This window comes from Pseudomonas sp. efr-133-TYG-23 (assembly GCF_030209215.1).
Classification (GTDB): Bacteria; Pseudomonadota; Gammaproteobacteria; order Pseudomonadales; family Pseudomonadaceae; genus Aquipseudomonas; species Aquipseudomonas rhodesiae.
On the sequence record NZ_JARVSL010000035.1, the window covers coordinates 61,331 to 80,955 of the forward strand.

The 19,625-nt window shown below is 62.3% G+C and carries 16 protein-coding genes; 8 read left to right on the forward strand and 8 right to left on the reverse strand.

Features of this window, described 5'->3' with window-relative positions; translation table 11 throughout:
• The first annotated feature begins 3 nt into the window (after nt 1-3).
• Together QRN41_RS22230 and QRN41_RS22235 are read left to right on the forward strand one after the other, a co-directional pair.
• Complete coding sequence (locus QRN41_RS22230) at nt 4-525, forward strand: DUF3299 domain-containing protein (protein WP_034100977.1); 522 nt, start codon at nt 4-6, stop codon at nt 523-525.
• A 95-nt stretch (nt 526-620) separates the two neighbouring features.
• Nucleotides 621-1,319 (forward strand): OmpW/AlkL family protein, encoded by a 699-nt coding sequence (locus tag QRN41_RS22235; protein WP_094066842.1) that lies wholly within the window; start codon nt 621-623, stop codon nt 1,317-1,319.
• Nucleotides 1,320-1,438: 119 nt separating this feature from the next.
• Here QRN41_RS22235 and QRN41_RS22240 read toward each other — a convergent pair whose 3' ends face one another.
• Nucleotides 1,439-2,323 carry a sugar nucleotide-binding protein gene (locus tag QRN41_RS22240; protein ID WP_040265596.1) on the reverse strand — a complete coding sequence of 295 codons (885 nt, stop codon included), beginning with the start codon at nt 2,321-2,323 and terminating at the stop codon, nt 1,439-1,441.
• A gap of 167 nt (nt 2,324-2,490) precedes the next feature.
• Here QRN41_RS22240 and QRN41_RS22245 point away from each other — a divergent pair, with 167 nt between their 5' ends.
• Nucleotides 2,491-6,738 carry a DEAD/DEAH box helicase gene (locus tag QRN41_RS22245; protein ID WP_285422139.1) on the forward strand — a complete coding sequence of 1,416 codons (4,248 nt, stop codon included), beginning with the start codon at nt 2,491-2,493 and terminating at the stop codon, nt 6,736-6,738.
• A gap of 93 nt (nt 6,739-6,831) precedes the next feature.
• On the opposite strand, the gene QRN41_RS22250 is transcribed toward QRN41_RS22245, so the two are convergent.
• Nucleotides 6,832-8,907: a mechanosensitive ion channel family protein gene (locus QRN41_RS22250; RefSeq protein WP_285422140.1), complete on the reverse strand. Its 2,076-nt coding sequence runs from the start codon at nt 8,905-8,907 to the stop codon at nt 6,832-6,834.
• A gap of 159 nt (nt 8,908-9,066) precedes the next feature.
• Between QRN41_RS22250 and QRN41_RS22255 the strand changes: the two genes are divergently transcribed.
• Genes QRN41_RS22255 through QRN41_RS22270 form a run of 4 tightly spaced genes read left to right on the forward strand, consistent with a single transcriptional unit; the run spans nt 9,067 to nt 12,971 of the window.
• Nucleotides 9,067-9,993 carry a DUF72 domain-containing protein gene (locus tag QRN41_RS22255; protein ID WP_236218675.1) on the forward strand — a complete coding sequence of 309 codons (927 nt, stop codon included), beginning with the start codon at nt 9,067-9,069 and terminating at the stop codon, nt 9,991-9,993.
• The gene (locus QRN41_RS22260; protein ID WP_034100983.1) at nt 9,990-10,766 is read left to right on the forward strand and encodes an endonuclease/exonuclease/phosphatase family protein; all 777 of its coding nucleotides are present in this window, start codon (nt 9,990-9,992) and stop codon (nt 10,764-10,766) included. Before QRN41_RS22255 ends, QRN41_RS22260 begins: the two co-directional genes overlap by 4 nt.
• The gene (gene clsB / locus QRN41_RS22265; RefSeq protein WP_285422141.1) at nt 10,763-12,025 is read left to right on the forward strand and encodes a cardiolipin synthase ClsB; all 1,263 of its coding nucleotides are present in this window, start codon (nt 10,763-10,765) and stop codon (nt 12,023-12,025) included. The genes QRN41_RS22260 and clsB overlap by 4 nt, the downstream gene beginning before the upstream one ends.
• Nucleotides 12,015-12,971, forward strand: a complete 957-nt coding sequence (locus QRN41_RS22270; protein ID WP_034100985.1) for a lysylphosphatidylglycerol synthase domain-containing protein — start codon at nt 12,015-12,017, stop codon at nt 12,969-12,971. Before clsB ends, QRN41_RS22270 begins: the two co-directional genes overlap by 11 nt.
• Nucleotides 12,972-12,974: 3 nt before the next feature.
• On the opposite strand, the gene QRN41_RS22275 is transcribed toward QRN41_RS22270, so the two are convergent.
• From QRN41_RS22275 to QRN41_RS22285, 3 genes are all read right to left on the reverse strand, one after another.
• On the reverse strand, nt 12,975-13,730 hold the full coding sequence (locus tag QRN41_RS22275) for an alpha/beta hydrolase family protein (protein ID WP_285422142.1): 756 nt from the start codon (nt 13,728-13,730) through the stop codon (nt 12,975-12,977).
• Nucleotides 13,720-14,829, reverse strand: coding sequence for a DUF3182 family protein (locus QRN41_RS22280; RefSeq protein ID WP_285422143.1), 1,110 nt, complete (start codon nt 14,827-14,829; stop codon nt 13,720-13,722). The genes QRN41_RS22275 and QRN41_RS22280 overlap by 11 nt, the downstream gene beginning before the upstream one ends.
• Before the next feature lie 171 nt (nt 14,830-15,000).
• On the reverse strand, nt 15,001-15,972 hold the full coding sequence (locus QRN41_RS22285; protein ID WP_285422144.1) for a GlxA family transcriptional regulator: 972 nt from the start codon (nt 15,970-15,972) through the stop codon (nt 15,001-15,003).
• Nucleotides 15,973-16,068: 96 nt separating this feature from the next.
• On the opposite strand from QRN41_RS22285, the gene QRN41_RS22290 reads away from it, so the two are divergent.
• Nucleotides 16,069-16,632 carry a cysteine hydrolase family protein gene (locus tag QRN41_RS22290; protein ID WP_034100989.1) on the forward strand — a complete coding sequence of 188 codons (564 nt, stop codon included), beginning with the start codon at nt 16,069-16,071 and terminating at the stop codon, nt 16,630-16,632.
• A 21-nt stretch (nt 16,633-16,653) separates the two neighbouring features.
• On the opposite strand, the gene tam is transcribed toward QRN41_RS22290, so the two are convergent.
• From tam to QRN41_RS22305, 3 genes are all read right to left on the reverse strand, one after another.
• Nucleotides 16,654-17,415 (reverse strand): trans-aconitate 2-methyltransferase, encoded by a 762-nt coding sequence (gene tam / locus QRN41_RS22295; protein ID WP_034139480.1) that lies wholly within the window; start codon nt 17,413-17,415, stop codon nt 16,654-16,656.
• A 134-nt stretch (nt 17,416-17,549) separates the two neighbouring features.
• The gene (locus QRN41_RS22300) at nt 17,550-18,065 is read right to left on the reverse strand and encodes a single-stranded DNA-binding protein (RefSeq protein ID WP_047882862.1); all 516 of its coding nucleotides are present in this window, start codon (nt 18,063-18,065) and stop codon (nt 17,550-17,552) included.
• Between the two features lie 9 nt (nt 18,066-18,074).
• Nucleotides 18,075-19,469, reverse strand: a complete 1,395-nt coding sequence (locus tag QRN41_RS22305) for an MFS transporter (protein WP_034100992.1) — start codon at nt 19,467-19,469, stop codon at nt 18,075-18,077.
• Between the last annotated feature and the right edge of the window lie 156 nt (nt 19,470-19,625).

Below are 19,625 nucleotides of genomic sequence, written 5' to 3' on the forward strand. Positions count from 1 at the left end.
TCGATGCGCCGTGCCCTGTTTGCCCTGTTGCTCGTGCTGGCCGTGCCGACCTGGGCCGATGAGCCGCCCAGGGATCTGTCCTGGCAGGAAATGATTCCGCCGGACGCGCCGCCGGAAGTGCCCAATATGAAGCCCCTGCACGACCTGTCGAAGATGGCCGATGCCTTGTCCGTGGAAGCGGCGCCAGCGGCCAAGCAGGATTTGCCCAACGCGCCGGTGGTCAAGAGCCTCGACGGCCAGCATATTCGTCTGCCGGGTTATATCGTGCCGCTGGAAGTCAGCGAAGAGGGCCGCACCACCGAGTTTCTGCTGGTGCCGTACTTCGGCGCGTGCATCCATGTGCCGCCGCCGCCGTCAAACCAGATCGTGCATGTCAAAAGCGAAATCGGTGTGAAGCTCGATGAGCTGTACCAGCCGTACTGGATCGAGGGCGCGATGCAGGTCAAGCCGTCCACCAGCGAACTGGCCGACGCCGGTTACCAGATGGACGCCGAGAAAATTTATATGTACGAACTGCCCGAATAGCGCTTATCGCCCTTTCATTGAGCTGAGTCAAAAGACCGAACGGAACGATCTTTACCATTGGACCTACAACTTTTTTAACGTCCTTTGGAGCTCCCATGAACAAGTCTCTGCTCGGCGCGTCCCTCTTCGCGCTCGCCCTCGTCGCCCCTGCCGCCCACGCTCACGAAGCCGGTGACATTCTGGTTCGCGCCGGTGCAATCACCGTGAACCCGAAAGCCGACAGCGGCAGCGTCAAAGTTGACCAGGGCCCTGTGGCCGGCGCCAACCTCGGCGGCAAGGCGACCATGAGCAGCGACACTCAACTGGGCTTGAACTTCGCCTACATGGTCACCGACCACGTCGGTATCGAACTGCTGGCCGCCACCCCGTTCGAGCACGATGTGAAGCTCAAGAACACCGCCCTCGGCGCCGCCAACGGTAAGCTCGGTACCCTCAAACACCTGCCGCCGACCCTGAGCGTCGTGTACTACCCGCTGGATAAAAAATCCGCGTTCCAACCGTACGTCGGTGCCGGTATCAACTACACCTGGATCTACGATGAACACGTCGGCAGCCGTGCCGAGAGCGCTGGCTTCAGCAACTTTAAGGCGGAAAACTCCTGGGGTTGGGCCGCACAGATCGGTGCGGACTACATGATCAACGACAAGTGGATGATCAACGCCCAGGCGCGCTACATCGACATCAGCACCAAAGCCACCGTCGAAAACGACGCCGTGGCCCCCGGCACTCGCGCCAAGGTCAATGTGGACGTGGACCCAATGGTCTACATGGTGGGTATCGGCTACAAGTTCTAAGCCTGCTTTAACCAGCACTGCATAACCCATGTGTGAGGGGGCTTGCCCCCGATAGCAAAGTGTCAGTCAACAGGTTCATTGACTGGCCCAGCGCTATCGGGGCAAGCCCCCTCTCACATTCAGCTGCGGCGGTAGAAGCGGTCCAGCAAGGCCGGCAACGCCGCCCGCCATGCCCGTGGCTTGATGCCAAAGGTGTGCAGGATTTTCTTGCAGGCGAGCACGCCGTGCTGCGGTTCTTCGTTGGCGTCCGGCCGGGCGGCGTGGGCCTGGGCGGTGGGTGATTCGATGGCCAGCGGATGATAGCCGCGGGCTTCGGTAAGGATCGCCTGGCCCAGCGCCAACGGCGTCGTCGCCTCCTGGCCGGCATAGTGATAGGTGCCCCACAGAGGCGCGGCGCAATCGAGTTGCTTGAGCACCGAAATGATCACCCGTGCGGCATCGTCCACCGGCGTCGGGTTGCCGCGCCGGTCATCGGCCATCAACAATGGCTCCGCTCGTTCGGCCCGTTCCAGAAAACGCCCGAGGGTGCCGTCGACGCTGTCATCCAGTAACCAGCCAAACCGCAGCAACACATGTTGCGGGCACGCCGCACGCACACTCTGTTCGATACGCCACAACGCCTGGCCACGCAGGCCCAGGGGCACCGGCTCATCTTTTTCGCTGTAGGCGGTGGCGCGGGAGCCATCGAATACACGGTAGCTGGACGGCTGCAGCAAGGTGATCGAATGGTGCTGGCACAGTTCGGCCAGGCGTTCGATGGCGAATTCCTGGGCGGCCAGGCGCGTTTCGCTGACCGCTTCGGCCTGGAACCAGTCGAAATAGTAGGCGAGGTTGATCAACGCATCGGGACGGGTGTCGTCGAGCAGTTGGGTGAGGCTCGCGGCATCCCAGCCGTCTTGGGGCGGTTTGGGGGCGAGGAAACCGATATCTTCCTCCGCACCGAGGCGAATCAGCGCCTGCCCGAGGGCATTCCCGCCGCCCAGTAACATAAGGCGCATTCGCATAGATTGAGCAGGCCCGGTCTGTTTGGAACGATGGTGGTTGTCGACAAGGCTGTGGGCCGTGCCGTGGATAGTTGCCAGAATCGTTGCATTTTGCGGGTTTGTAGCGCAACCGTCACGGATAAAGTACGGGTTTGCAACTTGTTGGAACTGGCAGTATCAATCACTCCATGAACGTATCTGAATCAACCGACACGGTCCTGAACGGTTTCCACCCCGCCGTCAGCGCCTGGTTCCGCAGCAGCTTCCCCTCCGTAACCGCTGCCCAGGCCCAGGCGTGGCCGCTGATCCGCCAGCGCCGCTCAACGTTGATCGCCGCGCCCACCGGTTCGGGCAAGACCCTGACGGCGTTTCTGGCGGTGCTCGATGACTTGGTCCACCAGGGGCTGGCCAACGGCGGCGAACTGCCGGATGAGACGCTCGTGGTGTATGTGTCGCCACTCAAGGCGCTGTCCAACGACATCCAGATCAACTTGCAAACCCCGCTGGCGGGCATCACCCACCATTTGCAGCAACAGGGCTTGCCACCGCTGACGATCCGCACCGCCGTGCGCACCGGCGACACGCCGCAAAAAGACCGCGCACAGATGCGCAAACGCCCGCCGCATATCCTGGTGACCACCCCGGAATCACTCTACGTGCTGCTGGGCTCGGACTCCGGCCGGCAGATGCTCGCCACCACGCGCACGGTGATCGTCGATGAAATCCACGCCATCGCCGCCGGTAAGCGCGGCAGCCACCTGGCCCTGAGCCTGGAGCGTCTGCAAGGCTTGTGCGGCGAACCGCTGATGCGCATCGGCTTGTCGGCCACGCAAAAGCCCATCGAGGCGGTGTCGCGCTTTTTGGTGGGCACGGGCCGCCCCTGCGCCATTGTCGACATCGGCCACGCGCGCCCCCGCGATCTGGACATCGAAGTGCCGCCGGTGCCGTTGTCAGCGGTGATGGCCAACGATGTCTGGGAGCTGGTCTACAACCGCCTCGCCGATCTAGCGCGCGAGCACCGCACCACTCTGATCTTCGTCAACACCCGGCGTCTGGCCGAGCGCCTGGCCCGGCATCTGAGCGAGCGCCTGGGCAAAACCGCAGTGGCCGCCCACCACGGCAGCCTGGCCAAGGAGATGCGTCTGGATGCCGAGCAACGCCTCAAGGCCGGCGAGCTGCAAGTGCTGATCGCCACCGCCTCCCTGGAGCTGGGGATCGATATCGGCGACGTCGACCTGGTGTGCCAGATCGGCTCGCCCGGGTCCATCAACGGGTTTCTGCAACGGGTCGGGCGCTCCGGCCACCATGTGGGCGGCACACCCAAGGGCCGTTTGTTCGCCCTCACCCGCGATGATTTGATTGAGTGCGCCGCCCTGCTCGACTGCGTGCGCCGAGGTGAGCTGGACACGCTGCACATCCCCGTGGCACCGCTGGATGTGCTGGCGCAACAGATCATCGCCGAGGTCAGCGCCCAGGAGTGGTCGGAACACGCCCTGCTGGCGCTGATCCACCGCGCCGCGCCTTATGCCGAGCTGGATGAGCGCCACTACCAGGCTCTGCTGCACATGCTCGCCGACGGCTATAACGGGCGCCAGGGCATCCGCAGCGCCTACCTGCACCGCGATGCCGTGACCCACACCCTGCGCGGCCGACGTGGCGCACGGCTGACCGCTGTGACCAGCGGCGGCACGATCCCGGACAACGCCGACTACAGCGTCTTGCTCGAACCCCAGGGCTTGAACATTGGCAGCGTCAACGAGGATTTCGCGGTGGAAAGCATCGCCGGGGATATCTTCCAACTGGGCAATACCTCCTACCGCATCCTGCGGGTCGACGCCGGCAAAGTGCGGGTGGAAGACGCCCATGGCCAACCGCCGACCATTCCGTTCTGGCTGGGCGAAGCGCCAGGGCGCAGCCATGAGTTGTCGGCCGCTGTGGCGCGTTTGCAGGGGCATCTGGACAGCCTGCTCGGCGCCACTCCCGGCGACTTGAGCACGGCTTCGGCCTGGCTCACCCAGACCTTGGGCCTGAACCGCGCCAGCGCCGAGCAGATCCTCGATTACCTGGCCCGCGCGCGCCAGGCCTTGAGCGCGCTACCGTCCCAAGACACGCTGATCATGGAGCGGTTCTTCGACGCCTCCGGCGGCACCCAATTGATCATCCACACGCCCTTCGGCAGCCGCATCAACCGCGCCTGGGGCTTGGCCCTGCGCAAACGCTTTTGCCGCACGTTCAACTTCGAATTGCAGGCGGCGGCCAGTGAAAATGCGATCGTGCTGTCGCTGTCCACCAGCCACAGTTTCCCGCTGGACGAAGTATGGCGTTACCTCAACAGCCAGACTGCCGAACACCTGCTGATCCAGGCCGTGCTCGACGCGCCGCTGTTCGGCGTGCGCTGGCGCTGGAACGCCGGCGTGGCCCTGGCGTTGCCGCGCTACACCGGCGGGCGCAAGGTGGCGCCGCAGATCCAGCGCATGAAAAGCGAAGACCTGATCGCCAGCGTGTTCCCCGACCAGATCGCCTGCCTGGAAAACCTCGCCGGGGAGCGTGAAGTGCCGGAACACCCGCTGGTGGAACAAACCCTCGATGATTGCCTGCACGACGCCATGGACAGCGACGGTTGGCTTGCCCTGTTGCGGCGTATGGAAAGCGGCCAAGTGCGCTTGATCAGCCGCGATCTGCCGGCGCCTTCGCCCATGGCCGCGGAAATTCTCAGTGCACGCCCCTACACGTTTCTGGATGACGCGCCGCTGGAGGAGCGACGTACCCAAGCCGTGCTGAACCGCCGCTGGAGCGATCCGCAGAGCACCGACGACCTGGGTGCTCTGGATGCAGAAGCCATCGCCGGCGTACGCGAAGAAGCCTGGCCGGCGCCTCAAGGCGTGGATGAGATGCACGAAGCGCTGATGAGCCTGGGCGGCATCGCCCCCAGCGAAATCACACCAGCCTGGGCCACGTGGCTGCAAGCACTGGCCAAAACCGGGCGCGCCCATTGTTTACCCAACGGTCTGTGGGTGGCGGTGGAGCGCCTGAATATCTGGCAGGCGATCATTCCCCACCACCTGGCGCTGCTGCCCGGTTTTGATGAGCCTTGGATTCATGAAGACGCCCTCGCGGAAATACTGCGCGCACGACTCAGTGGGTTCGGCCCGCAGACCCTGGCCGAGATCGCCGCGCCCCTGGCCTTGCCGGCCACCGACATCGCTCAGGCCCTGGCTCGGCTGGAACAGGAAGGCTACGTGCTGCGCGGCCACTTCAGCCCCGGGGCCGACGACGAGCAATGGTGCGAACGGCACCTGCTGGCGCGCATCCATCGCTACACCGTCAAGCGTCTGCGCCGGGAAATCGAACCGGTGGCGCTGCAAGACTTCATGCGGTTTCTGTTCGATTGGCAGCACTTGTCCGATGAAACCCGTGGCCAAGGCAGCGCCATGCTGGCGAAGATCGTCGGGCAATTCGAAGGCTATGCCGCCGCCGCGTCAGCGTGGGACAGCGATCTACTCAGCGTTCGACTCAAGGATTACTCGCCGACTTGGCTCGATGAGCTATGCCGCAGCGGCAAATGGGTCTGGATGCGCCTGACCGACAAACACAGCGCCAGCGCCCAACGCAGCACGCCGGTGGTGGTACTGCCGCGCAGCCAGGTGGGCATGTGGAGCGGCCTGACCGATGCGGCCGACAGCAGCACGCTGTCGCCCAAGGCGCAGAAAGTCCACGGAGTGTTGCGTGAACACGGCGCGCTGTTCTTCGACGAGCTGGTGCACGAAGCCCATCTCTTGCGCAGCGAGCTGGAAACCGCGCTGCTGGAACTGGTCGGTGCCGGTTTGGTGAATGCCGACAGTTTTGCCGGCCTGCGCGCACTGACCACCATCGCCAGCAAACGCCAGGCGCGCAGCAGTCGACGCGGACGCGGGGCGTTTATCGGCGGCATGGACGATGCGGGGCGCTGGGCGCTGATCCGTCGCCCACCGAGCGCCGCCGGCCCGCACTCGGCCGAAACCCTGGAGCATGTGGCAATGACCCTGCTGCGTCGCTACGGCGTGGTGTTCTGGCGCTTGCTGGAACGCGAGGCCGATTGGCTGCCAAGCTGGCGCGAACTGCTGCGCACCTTCCACCGCCTGGAGGCCCGAGGGGAGATTCGCGGCGGACGGTTTGTCAGCGGTCTGGCAGGTGAACAATTTGCCTTGCCAGAAGCCATCCCATTACTGCGCGAAGTGCGGCGTCGTCCCCATGACGGGCGCCTGGTGGCCGTGTGCGGTGCGGACCCGTTGAACCTGGTGGGGACCTTATTGCCGGGCAATAAAGTGCCGGCGGTGAGTGGCAATCGCATCGTGTATCGCGACGGGCTGCCGGCAGCGGTGAGGGTCGGCAGCAAGCAGCAATTGCTGGTGGAGGAAGATCAGCAGGCGGTGCAGGAGAAGTTGATCAGGCTGTAAGCTTGAGGGCCTCATCGGGGGCAAGCCCCCTCCCACACTTTGGCCGCCACTGTGGGAGGGGGCTTGCCCCCGATAGGGCCCTAACACACACCATCAAACAACCGGCGCCTCAGCATCCGGTTCATCCAACTGTGCTTTGCGCATGGGCAGCAACACCTGCTGTGGATAAGTCTGCGCAAAGTGCACCTCGTCACAGTTATCCACAAGCTTCTTCAAGCGCTGGTTGAACGCGCGGCTCACCGCATACTGCCCGCCCGACACGGTGCGAAATTGCGCGGTCAGCACCACGCCGTTGAGGTCCATTTTGTCGACGCCGAATACTTCCAGCGGGCCTTGCAGGTTGTATTTGAGGAACACGTCGTCGCGGATCGACTGCCCCGCCTCGCGGATCAGCTCCACGGCCTTGTCCACATCGGTGTCATAGGTGAACTGCACCGAGAAAAACGCATAGGCGAATTGCCGCGATTGGTTGGTCACCGCCTTGATCTGCCCGAACGGCACCGAATGTACAAAGCCCTTGCCGTCGCGCAGGCGCAGGGTGCGGATGGTCAGGCCCTCGACGGTGCCGGCATGGCCGGAGTCGAGCACCACCCAATCGCCGATCGACAGCGTGTCTTCGATGATGATGAACAGGCCGGTGATCACATCCTGCACCAACTGCTGGGAACCAAAACCAATCGCCAGACCGACCACACCGGCACCCGCCAGCAGCGGCGCGACGTTGATGCCAAGGTTGGCCATAGTGGTGATCGCGCAGATCACCACCAGAATGATCTTCACCGCATTGCGCAGCAGCGGCAGGATGGTTTTGACCCGGGTGCTGGGTTGGCGGCTGGAGCGTTTGTTTACCGGCGGCTTGAGCGCTTCCTGGATCGCAGTGTCGAGCACCACCCAAAACAGCCATGTCACCAGCAGGATCAGGCCGATGCTGCTTAGGGAGTCACTGATCGCCCGGCCCACCGAATTGCGTTGGGCGAATTCAAACAGCGACACGCCCCAGATGCGCCCAAGAATCTCGATAAAGGCAATCGCCATAACGATGCGCAGGACCGCATGCAACAGGCTGAGGAAGCGCTCCTTGTAGGCGCTGCTGCGCTGGATTGCCACCTGGCTGCGGGACTTGAAAAGGTGTTGCAGCACCGTGCTGAGAAACACCGTGCCGATCAACAAAATGGTGGTGAACAGCGCGCAACGCAGGGCTTTCTGGTTATCGTCGCCGGCACCGATCAGGTTGATCGCCGAGACCAACACCATCAACAGGATTGGCCAGTACCACAACCCGGAAAACACCCGCAGCGACTGCTGCAACGCCGGATGCTTGAGGCGCTGGGCCAGCGGCCGATTCCGGATTAAATGCGCCACTGGCCGACGCAGGCGCACCACCAGCACGCCAAAAATCACCGCCGCGAACAGGCCGGTGAACACCGCGATACTGCTGGTGATATTGCCGCCGAACTGCCGTGCGATCTGTGGGCTGGTCAGTGCATCGCTGAGCGCGGCGAGAAAACCGATCAGGAACAGCGGCTTTGGGCAGTACTCGCGAATGATCTGCACTGCGCGCCGCTTATGCCCGAGGTTAAACATGACGATCACGCACAACAGTACCGAGGTAGAGAAGATGCCGCTGCTGGTCGCGTAGGCAAAACACAGCGCCAGCGCGCGACCAATGGACGGGGAAAGAAAATGGCTGACGTACAGGGTCAGCGGCAGACAAATCAGTGCCGGAATAGTATAGGGCACGACATAACTGAGCACGCCCAACAGGCGCTCACGCCGCTCGAAGAAAGAACGCTGGCCAAGACGCCGCACGATCAGCCGACCGAGCAGAGTCAACAGGGTAAAGGCGCCGATCCACACACCGGACAGCAACACAAAGTCCCCGGCGACGCTCCACGGCGAACGCTGCGCGGTCTGGTTAACCAGACGCCCGACTTCATCGGCGGCGCGGTCCGCGCGCAAGCGCCAGGCATCGATAAGGTTCTGATTGAGATCGAGCTTGTCCTGCACCTCATCGAGGCTGGAGCTGATCGCGCCGAGAAGGCCGCCCTCCACCAGCAACTCCGGCTTGGCCGGGGCTTCGGGTTCAGGCGCGGTAGCCGCGGCGTGCAATGCGCCGCTGCCACACAACAGCAGCGCACCAAGCAGTAATGCAGTCTTTGAATTCAGCAAAACACCGGGCTCCTTCGCGTAGGTCTGTAAGGAACTGACGGGTTTGCTTCCTGATCGTTCCCGAGAATGTGCCGTCTGTAGGAATCGCGAAACTTTCCGCCAAATCCGGCAGTCATCCAACAACGCAGGCAAACCGGCCTGGCCTTGACAGGAGCAACCATGGCGGCGATTCACATCGGCATATCCGGCTGGCGCTATACGCCCTGGCGCGGGGACTTCTACCCCGAAGGGCTGCCCCAGAAACGCGAATTGCAGTTTGCGTCACGCGCCGTCAACAGCATCGAGATCAACGGCTCGTTCTATGCGCTGCAAACGCCCAAGCGCTATGCCGAGTGGTACGCCGATACGCCTGAAGGTTTTATGTTCAGCGTCAAGGCCCCGCGCTATATCACCCACATCCTGCGCTTGCGGGATGTGCATAAGCCAATGGCGAATTTTTTTGCCTCCGGGGTGCTGGAGCTGAAAGAAAAACTCGGCCCGGTGCTCTGGCAGTTTCCACCCAGTTTCAAGTTCGATGCGCCGCTGTTCGAGGCGTTTCTAAAGGAGCTGCCCACCGACACCCAGCAAGCCGCCACCCTCGCCCGCCAGCATGAGGCGCGCCTGAACGGCAAGGCGAGCATGCAGGCCCACGGCAAGCGTGCGCTGCGCCATGCGGTTGAGATCCGGCATAAAAGCTTTGTCACCCCCGAGTTTGTAAAGCTGCTGGCACAGCACAACGTAGCGCTGGTGGTGGCCGACACCGCCGGCAAGTGGCCGTATGCCGAGGACGTGACTGCCGACTTTGTGTACCTGCGCCTGCACGGCGACAAGCAGTTGTACGCCAGCGGTTATACCGATGCAGCACTCAAACGCTGGGGCGAGCGCATCGACTGCTGGCGCCACGGCAAACAGCCTGCCGATGCTCACCTGATCGACCCGCACCACACGCCACCGGCACGTAAGCAACGCGACGTGTTCTGTTTTTTCGACAATGACATCAAGGTGCGCGCGCCTTTCGATGCCCGCCAATTGCTGCAGCATTTCGCGCTGGACAAGCACTTGGCCACCGCACCCGGACAACTGCCGGAACCGGGAGTGTTGCCATGACCCACCCTGAATTGATCCCCATCACCCCCACGGCGCCGATCACGCGCTTTACCGTGCTGACGGTGAATATCCACAAGGGCTTCACCGCACTCAACCGCCGCTTCATCCTGCCCGAGCTGCGCGAAGCGGTGCGCAGCATCGGCGCCGACATGGTGTTTTTGCAGGAGATCCACGGTACCCACGAGCAACACCCGCAGCGCTACAGCAACTGGCCGAACATGCCGCAGTACGAGTTCCTCGCCGACAGCATCTGGCCGCAGTTCGCCTATGGGCGTAACGCGGTCTACCCCCACGGCGACCACGGCAATGCGCTGCTTTCGAAGTTCCAGATCGTGCGCTACGACAACCTCGACATCTCCCAGAGCGGCCACGAAAACCGTGGCCTGCTGCATTGCGTGCTGCGCTTGCCGGGCACGGGCCAGGAGGTGCACGCGATCTGCATCCACCTGGGCCTGCGTGAGGTGCATCGTCAGCAGCAATTGCGCCTGCTGGAGCAACGCATCGCGGAAATTCCGGCGGATGCACCGTTGCTGGTGGCGGGGGATTTCAACGATTGGCGGCAAAAAGCCGACTTGAGCCGCAGCGGTCTGACCGAAGTGTTCGTCGGCGCCCACGGCAAACCGGCGCGGACCTTCCCGGCGCGCCTGCCGTTGTTGGCGCTGGACCGTATCTACGTGCGCAACCTCACCGCCCATAACCCCCGGGTGCTGACTACACGGCCCTGGTCCCATCTGTCAGATCACGTGCCGCTGTCGGTGGAGATCGAACTATGAACATTGCGGTAGAACACATTTCCACCGATCAGCCGCCGGACGAAGCCAAGGCCCGCGACCTCGATTACGGCTGGCAGAGCGGCAATCAAGTCGAGCTGCTGGAGAATGGCGAGGCGTACTTCCCCAGGGTGTTCGAGGCCATGCGCCAGGCCCAGCGCGAGATCCTGCTGGAGACCTTCATTCTTTTCGAAGACAAGGTGGGCAATGAGCTGCAGAGTATTTTGATCGAAGCGGCGCAACGGGGCGTCAAGGTGGTCGCCAGCCTCGACGGTTTTGGCAGCGGCGAGTTGAGCCCGGCGTTCCTCGGTGCGTTGGCGGATGCGGGCGTGGCGGTGCAGATGTTCGACCCGGCGTCCAAGACGTTGGGCATTCGCACCAACTGGTTTCGCCGTCTGCACCGCAAGATCGTGGTGGTGGACGCTACCGTGGGGTTTATCGGCGGGATCAATTTTTCCGCCGACCACCTCGGCGATTTCGGCCCGGAAGCCAAACAGGATTACGCGGTGCAAATCACCGGCCCGGCGGTTGCCGACCTGCATCATTTCGCATTGGCGCAAAGCGGCCGCCAAGTGCGCACCCGACGTGGCTGGCGGCGGCGCCAGCAACGGCCCTCGGTATGGCCGGTCGAGCAAGGTAACGGTCAGGTGCGCCTGATTTACCGCGACAATCTGCAACACCGGGACGACATCGAAGAGGCGTATATCCATGCGTTGAGCAAGGCGCAAAAACGCGCGGTGATCGCCAACGCTTATTTCTTCCCCGGTTACCGGCTGCTGCGTGAGATCCGCAACGCCGCGCGGCGCGGGGTGCATGTGCAATTGATCATGCAGGGCCAACCCGATGTGCTGCTGGCCAAGCTGGCGGCGCGCATGCTCTACGACTACCTGCTCAAGGACGGCGTGGTGATCCACGAATACTGCCAGCGCCCGCTGCACGGCAAAGTGGCGCTGGTGGATGACGAATGGAGCACCGTCGGTTCGAGCAACCTGGACCCGCTGAGTCTGGCGCTCAACCTGGAAGCCAACGTGCTGATCCGTGATCGTGCGTTCAACCAGCAGTTGTACGAACGCTTGGAGGCACTGGCGAACAACCACTGCAAGACCATGCCGGAAAACCGCAAGCCACGCCTGTGGCTGTGGCGCCTGACCGTGGGTTTCCTGGTGTTCCATGTGATGCGCCATTTCCCCGCGCTGACGGGTTGGCTGCCGGCCCATAAACCGCGTTTGAAACCTTTCGAGAGCCAGGCCCATGACCACTGAAACCGGCGGTTCACGCTTCAAGCGCTGGAAAAAACCGCTGACCATCGCGTTCTTCCTGCTGCTGATCGTGCTGTTCACGATGCTCGCGCGCCGCATCGACTGGAGCGAAGTGGTGCAGACCCTGGGCGACTTCAAGCTGCGCACCCTGCTGATCGCCAGCGCGTTGACCCTGTGCAGTTTCATCGTCTACGCCTGTTTCGACCTGATCGGCCGCACCTACATACGCCAGCCGTTGCGCTGGAAGCAGATTTTGCCGGTGGGCATCATCAGCTACGCGTTCAACCTCAATCTAAGTGCGTGGGTGGGCGGTATCGCCATGCGCTATCGGCTGTATTCGCGACTGGGGGTGAGCACCAGCAATATTGCCAAGATCCTAGGCCTGAGCCTGGCCACCAACTGGTTCGGTTACATGGCCCTGGCCGGCGTGGTGTTCAGCAGCGGCCTGGTGACCCTGCCGCCGGGCTGGAAATTGAGCAGCGGCGCCTTGCAGGGTGTGGGGGTGTTGCTGGTATTGGCGAGCCTGGGCTATCTGGCGGCCTGCCGGTTCTCGAAGAAGCGCGCGTGGTCGATCCGCGGTATCGAAATCAACCTGCCGTCGCTGCGCATGGCGTGTCTGCAATTGGCATTGGGCGCGCTGAACTGGTCGTTGATGGCGGCGGTGATTTTCACCCTGTTGCCGGGCAAGCTGGACTACCCGCTGGTGCTCGGCGTGCTGCTGATCAGCGCGATTGCCGGGGTGGTTACGCATATCCCGGCCGGGCTCGGGGTGCTGGAGGCGGTGTTTATCGCGCTGCTGCAACACGAGGCATCGCGCGGCAGCCTGCTGGCCGGGCTGATTGCGTACCGGGCGATCTATTTTATCTGCCCGTTGCTGATTGCCTTGGTCATGTACTTGGGCGTTGAAGCCAAGGCCAAGGCGCTGCGGGTGAAAAAAACACCCGCATAGGGCTTAGCGCGACTGGATGATGCTCAAGCGCTCGCCCACCACCATCTCGGTGATCCAGTCCACCAGGATCGAGGTGTAAGCCTGCTGGGACACCGGATCGCTGAGGGAGTGGTCGGCACCGTCGATGATGCGGTGGGTCAGCGAGTGAGTATGCCGACATGCCGCACGGTAACTCATGATGGTGGCGTGGGGCACGTGCTCGTCGGTTTCCGATTCGACGATCAATACATCCCCGGTAAACACCGAGCACGCGTGCAGGGCACGATTGGTCTCGGCCTGCACCAGGGTACTGCGGTAATCCATCAAGTCGGCTTTATCCAAGTCGCGCTTGGGCTTGAGCCATTCCTGATCGCGGTAAAGCGCCGGTACCCGCAATGCCAGCCAACGCACCGGGCGTAACGAGGTGAGGATTGCCGCCAGGTAACCGCCGTAGCTGGTGCCCACCACCGCCACCGCCGAGGTGTCGATGGCCGGGTGCGCGATCAGCCGGTCATAGGCGGCCAGCAGGTCGCGCAGGTTGTCTTCGCGCGTCACCCGCGACAGCGGAATACCGGTGCCGGCGTGACCTCGCAGGTCGAAGGTCAGGCATACACAACCCAGGCCCGCAATACCTTTGGCCCGCTCCAGGTCACGCTCCTGGCTACCGCCCCAGCCGTGCACAAACAACACGCCGGGCACCTTGGATTTAGGGCTCAGGAACGTGCCGCTCATTTGTTCGTCGTCGATATCGATCGCAATGCTTTCGCTTCTAGCCGTCATAAGAATTGACCGTTACGTACTTGAGAAGAAATTCGCTGTGTTCCGCCGGGCCTCGGTACACCTCGATGGCATCCGCCGGCAGCGCTTGGTGCTCGTAAGTCTCCACCGAGGACACATAAATGGCCTTCAGGCCCGGATGGTTGATAAAGCTCTGTAGCGCAGCGACCTCCGCGCTGCTGGCACCGCCCATGCGCCAGGACTGTTCGAGTACGCCGCTGCGGCGCTGGCCCTGGCTGTCCAGACCTTGGGCGATATCGTAGTTGCGCCGCGAGGCGTAGAACCCTGGGTAACATTGGTCGGCGGCGGCGTCGAATACCCTGGCCTGCTCGACCGCCAGGCGCACGTCGTCGGGCAGCGCCAGTGCAAGCAGATCGGCATAATCGCCAGGCACCACGAGCAGGTTGGAGCCACCGTAGACCTCTTCGCCCTGCCCGTCCCGCGTCAGGTATTGCTGGCCGCAGTAGCTGAGCACGTAATCGCCGATAAAGCTCTGGCCCACGCTGTGGGTGACGACGTCGTGCAGGTCCTGCTCCAGCACTACGCCGTCGTTGAACATTGCCGCTGCTTCCGGGCGCGCCAGCACGGTATCCAGTTCGTCGAGGCTACGGATCACTTGTTGACCGCGCCCTGCGCAGGCATGCACGGGTTTCAGCCGAATCGCCCCGCTGTACAGCAGGCGCGTGGCAGCCTCCCGCGCATCGCCCAAGGCAAATACGCTGAGGCCATCAAGCACCACATCGCGCACTTGCTCGCAGAACTGCGGCGACCAACCCTCCGGTGCCTCGGCATCTGGGCCGAGCAAGCCATGGCTGATGGCTTTGGTGCAGATGAAAGCATGATCCACATATCCGCCCCACAGGTCGTCCGGACCTTGGATATTCAAAGCGCGGGCCTGTTCTTGGCCGACAATGGTTTGCGTAGGCAATAAGTAGAGATCGCGCCCCGCGTGCTGCTGCGGGCTATAGCTGCCAGCGAACTTGAGCCCGAGGATTTGCGCCAGCCAACGGGCCAGGGCGCGATTGGTGTCGACTTCATGCTGGGGCGCTCCATCGCGCGTGGAATGCGCCGCCACAGATTTTTTGCGTTGAATCGGGGTCATGCGTCCCCCTTGGCCATCCTGCCATGTGTGTAGAAGGACAGTTGCAGGGATCAGGCCAACCCCAAGTAGAGGGACAGCGCTGGCAAATCAGTCAGTTATGCTCAAAGCGATAGCCATTGGCCTGTTTGATTCTGCACGACCTCTTCTAGTGCCTCCGGCGTTCTGCACGATTCAAACGCCAAAACGACTACGGTAGTCGCTCGGCGCCAAGCCGGTGATCTTCTTGAAGGTGGCGCGAAAGGCACTGGGGTCTTGATAACCCACGGTCCAAGCGATGTGGTCGATGGTGCCATTGGTGAATTCCAGCATTTGCCGCGCCTTGCCAACCCTCAGGTGCTGGCAGTATTCGGTGGGTTTGAGCCCGGTGGCATTGCGAAAACGGCGCAGGAACGTGCGCTCTTCCAGTCCCGCCTGCTGCGCCATGGCTGCAACGGACACATCCACCGCGCCGCTGGCCTGCAACCAATGCTGGACCTTGAGAATCGCCCCATCGCCATGGCTGAGGATCGGCGCAAAGTTGCTGCCGCACTGGCTGGCGCTGTCGCTGTGCTCGATCACCAGGAAACGCGCGGTGTCGGCGGCGATACTCGGCCCCATCAGGCGGTCGACCAGGCGCAAGCCCAATTCGGACCAGGCCATCAGCCCGGCGGTGGTGATGAGGTCGCCGTCGTCCACAATGGGCTTATCCGCCTCCAGCCGCACCGCCGGGTACAGCGCGGCAAACGATTCGGCGGATGACCAATGGGTGGTGGCGCTGCGCCCGTCCAACAGGCCGCTGCGCGCCAGCATGATCGAACCGATGCACACGCCGCCGAGCACCGTACCGTCGGCATGCCTTTTACGCAGCCATGCCAGCAGAGTCGGCGGCGCCTGGTCGTCAGTGAAGCCACAAATCGAGGGCGGCACCAGCACAGCCATCAGCGGCAGATCCGGGCCGGGCTGGCTGTCGAATATCCGCACCGGTTCACCCTCGGCCTGCATTTGCCAATGGCTGATGCGCAGCAACGGTAGCTGGGTGGACGCATGTTCGGCAGCAATGCGATTGGCCACGCCGAACAGATCGGTCAAACCATGCACCGCGGCCAATTGCGCGCCCTGATAGATCAGCACACCCAGCTCAACGGTGGAGCGTTCCACGGCCATTGTCAGTTTTCCCCCTGTTATTGTCGGTGCTGCCAATCCTCGGGCGCGGCGCCAGCTAAGATACTGGGCCCATCAACCCATCACGAGGCAACCTCCATGGCCAAGCAGGCGCTCATCCTAATCGATATCCAGAACGACTACTTCCCCCAGGGCAAGTGGCCGCTCGACGGCGTGCAAGCCGCTGCCGACAAGGCGGCGCAGGTGCTGCAAGCCTTTCGCCAGGCCGGCGACGCGGTGATTCATGTGCGTCATGAGTTTACGTCCGAGGATGCACCCTTCTTCACTCCCGGCTCCGAAGGCGCACACCTGCACAGCCAGGTGCTCAATCAAGGCGATGAGCCAGTGGTGCTCAAGCATTTCGTGAACGCGTTTCGCGAAACCAACCTGCGCGCGTTGCTCGAACAACGCAGCATCACCGAACTGGTAGTGGTTGGCAGCATGAGCCATATGTGCATCGACGGCGTGGTGCGGGCTGCGGCAGACATGGGCTACACCGTCACCGTGATCCATGATGCGTGCGCCACCCGCGACCTGGAGTTCAACGGCCAAGTGATTCCCGCAGCGCAGGTGCATGGCGCCTATATGGCGTCACTGGCATTCGGCTATGCGGGCGTGGTGTCGGCGGATGAGTTTCTGACAGCGCAAACGGCGACGGCCTGACCGCCACCATTAAGGGACGCTTTAGCGCGTGGCGATGATGAACAGACGCGGGAACGGCAACAGCACGGTGCCGTCAGCGAGAGCCGGATAACCTTGGGTGATCCGCGCCTGGTATTCCTGTAGGAAAGCGACTCTTTCTTCGTCAGTCAACGGCGCAAGAAAAGGTCGCAGCCCTGTGCCCTTGAACCACTCCACCACGGCCCCATGATCGGCCAACGGATGTTGGTAGGTGGTGCGCCATACGTCGACCGTGCTGCAGTGCTTGCTCAGCAGTTCGTAGTAGTAGCCAGGCGCATGCCGCTCGTTGTGTTTGAAGCCACCAATCTTCGCCGCCCACGGGCCATCGGCAGCGACTTCGCGAGCGAGCCGGTGCGCAGGTTCATCAAGGTTGTCCGGCGTCTGCACGGCCAAGGTGCCGCCGGGCGTCAGTTGCTGGATCAGGTGCGGGTACAACGTAGCGTGGTCGGGCAGCCATTGCAGCGAGGCGTTGGCCAGGATCACATCGAAAGACTGGGACGGCTGCCACGCGCCAATATCCGCCAGTTCGAAATTCAAGGCAGGCAAACGCTTACGGGCGTCGATCAACATATCGTCGGAGCTGTCGATGCCAGTGATGTGCGCCTGCGGGAAACGCGCCGCCAATACTTCGGTGGAGTTGCCTGGACCGCAACCCAGATCAACAGCCGTGCGCACCTCGACGGTGGGGATGGCGGCAACCAGATCACGCACCGGGCGGGTACGTTGCTGTTCGAACATCGTGTATTGCTTGGCTGACCAGGTCATCGCGGCTTTCCGTTTCTAGAAGTTGGCCCTAGCCTAAATTCTGTGACCGGTGAGGACAACTGGGCGGTTTAACCGGTAATAAAAAACCCCCGAAGCCTGGACTATCGGGGGTTTTCGTTTCGAAGCTTTAAGCCCTAGAACGGGATATCGTCATCAAAGCTGTCGAAATCCGCCGCCGGCTGAGGTGCCGCCTGCTGTGGCGCTGGACGCGACTCACGCTGTGGCTGCTGACTTGGCTGTGGGCGCGACTGCTGTGGACGCGGTGCCGAGTTGGACATGCCGCCCTGGCCCTGTTGGTCGCTCTGTGGACGGCCGCCCAGCAGTTGCATGGTGCCTTGCATGTCGACCACGATTTCAGTGGTGTAACGCTTGATGCCGTCTTTTTCCCACTCGCGGGTCTGCAATTTGCCTTCGATGTAGACCTGCGAACCTTTGCGCAGGTATTCGCCGGCGATTTCCGCGACCTTGCCGAACATCGACACGCGGTGCCATTCGGTCTTCTCGACCTTCTGGCCGGTCTGCTTGTCGGTCCACTGTTCGCTGGTCGCCAGACTCAGGTTGGTCACGGCATTACCGTTAGGCAAGTAGCGAACTTCGGGATCCTGGCCGCATGTACCGACCAATATGACTTTGTTAACCCCACGGGCCATAACGTTCTCCTAAGCTGGGCGCGCTGTCGGCACTGGGTTGACCAGTTGCTCGAGCGTCGCGCGATCCAATAATTCGGTGTCCAATTTGATGTAGATCGCGGCTTCTTCCGCAACCACTACTGCGTCCGTTACTCCAACGACGGCCTTGAGGCGCTCGACCAAGCCAGCCTCGCGCATCGCTTCAGGCGATAACGGCAGGCGCAGGCTCGTCACATACGGAGGTTCGCGCATGGTAACAGCAAAGGCCAGCCAGAGGGCAGCCAGACCTGCGCACCCGAGGAACACAACCGACAAACCGCCATGCTGGAACATCCAGCCGCCCATGATGCCGCCCAATGCGGAGCCCAGGAACTGACTGGTGGAATACACCCCCATCGCCGTGCCCTTGCCGCCGGCCGGTGAAACTTTACTGATCAGCGAAGGCAGCGAAGCCTCCAACAGGTTGAACGCGGTGAAGAACACTACCGTGCCGATCACCAGTGCCCGCAGGCTATCGCCGAACTGCCAGAAGAATAGTTCAGTGAGCATCAATGTCGCGACGGCGCCCAGCAAAACACGTTTCATTTTGCGTCGCTTCTCGCCATAGATGATGAACGGGATCATGGCGAAGAATGAAATCAGCAACGCGGTCAGGTACACCCACCAGTGCTGTTCCTTGGGCAGACCGGCTTTTTGCACCAGGGCCAGGGGCAAGGCGACGAAGCTGCACATCAGCATGGCGTGCAATACGAAGATACCTAAATCCAGGCGTAGCAGGTCCGGGTGCTTGAGCGTCGGCAACAGCGCCTTGCGCGCCACGCCGGACTCGCGGTGCTGCAGCGTGCCGGTGGAGCGCGGCACCATGAACGCCACGATCACGATCCCGAACAACGCCATGCCGCCGGTGGCCAGAAACAAACCATGCAGACCAAAAGCGCGCGTCAACAGCGGGCCCACCACCATGGCCACGGCAAACGACAGACCGATGGTCATGCCGATCATGGCCATGGCCTTGGTACGATGCTGCTCGCGGGTCAGGTCCGACAGCAACGCCATCACGGCAGCGGAAATTGCCCCGGCGCCCTGTAGGATGCGGCCGGCGATTACGCCCCATATGGAATCGGATTGCGCTGCGAGCACGCTGCCAAGGGCAAATACGACCAGCCCGAGATAAATCACCGGCCGACGACCAATGCGGTCGGAAATGATCCCAAACGGAATCTGAAAAATCGCCTGGGTCAGGCCGTAGGCACCAATGGCCAGACCGATCAAAGCGGGGGTCGCGCCTGCGAGATCCATCCCGTAAGTCGCCAGTACCGGCAACACCATGAACATGCCAAGCATACGGAAGGCGAACACCAGGGCCAGACCGCTTGCCGCGCGGGTCTCACCGCTACTCATGCGTTCGCTGTGGGGATCGTGCATGGAAAAACCTCGTGTGAACCGGCGGCGATTCTACCAGTCCCATCGATTGAGAGGGTATATGCGGCGGTTTGCCGCGCAGCTTTCATGTAAGGCTGCAAGCGGCCTTTTGACAGTGTATATTCATCCAGTCTTTAGCCGTATACTCCGGCATTATTT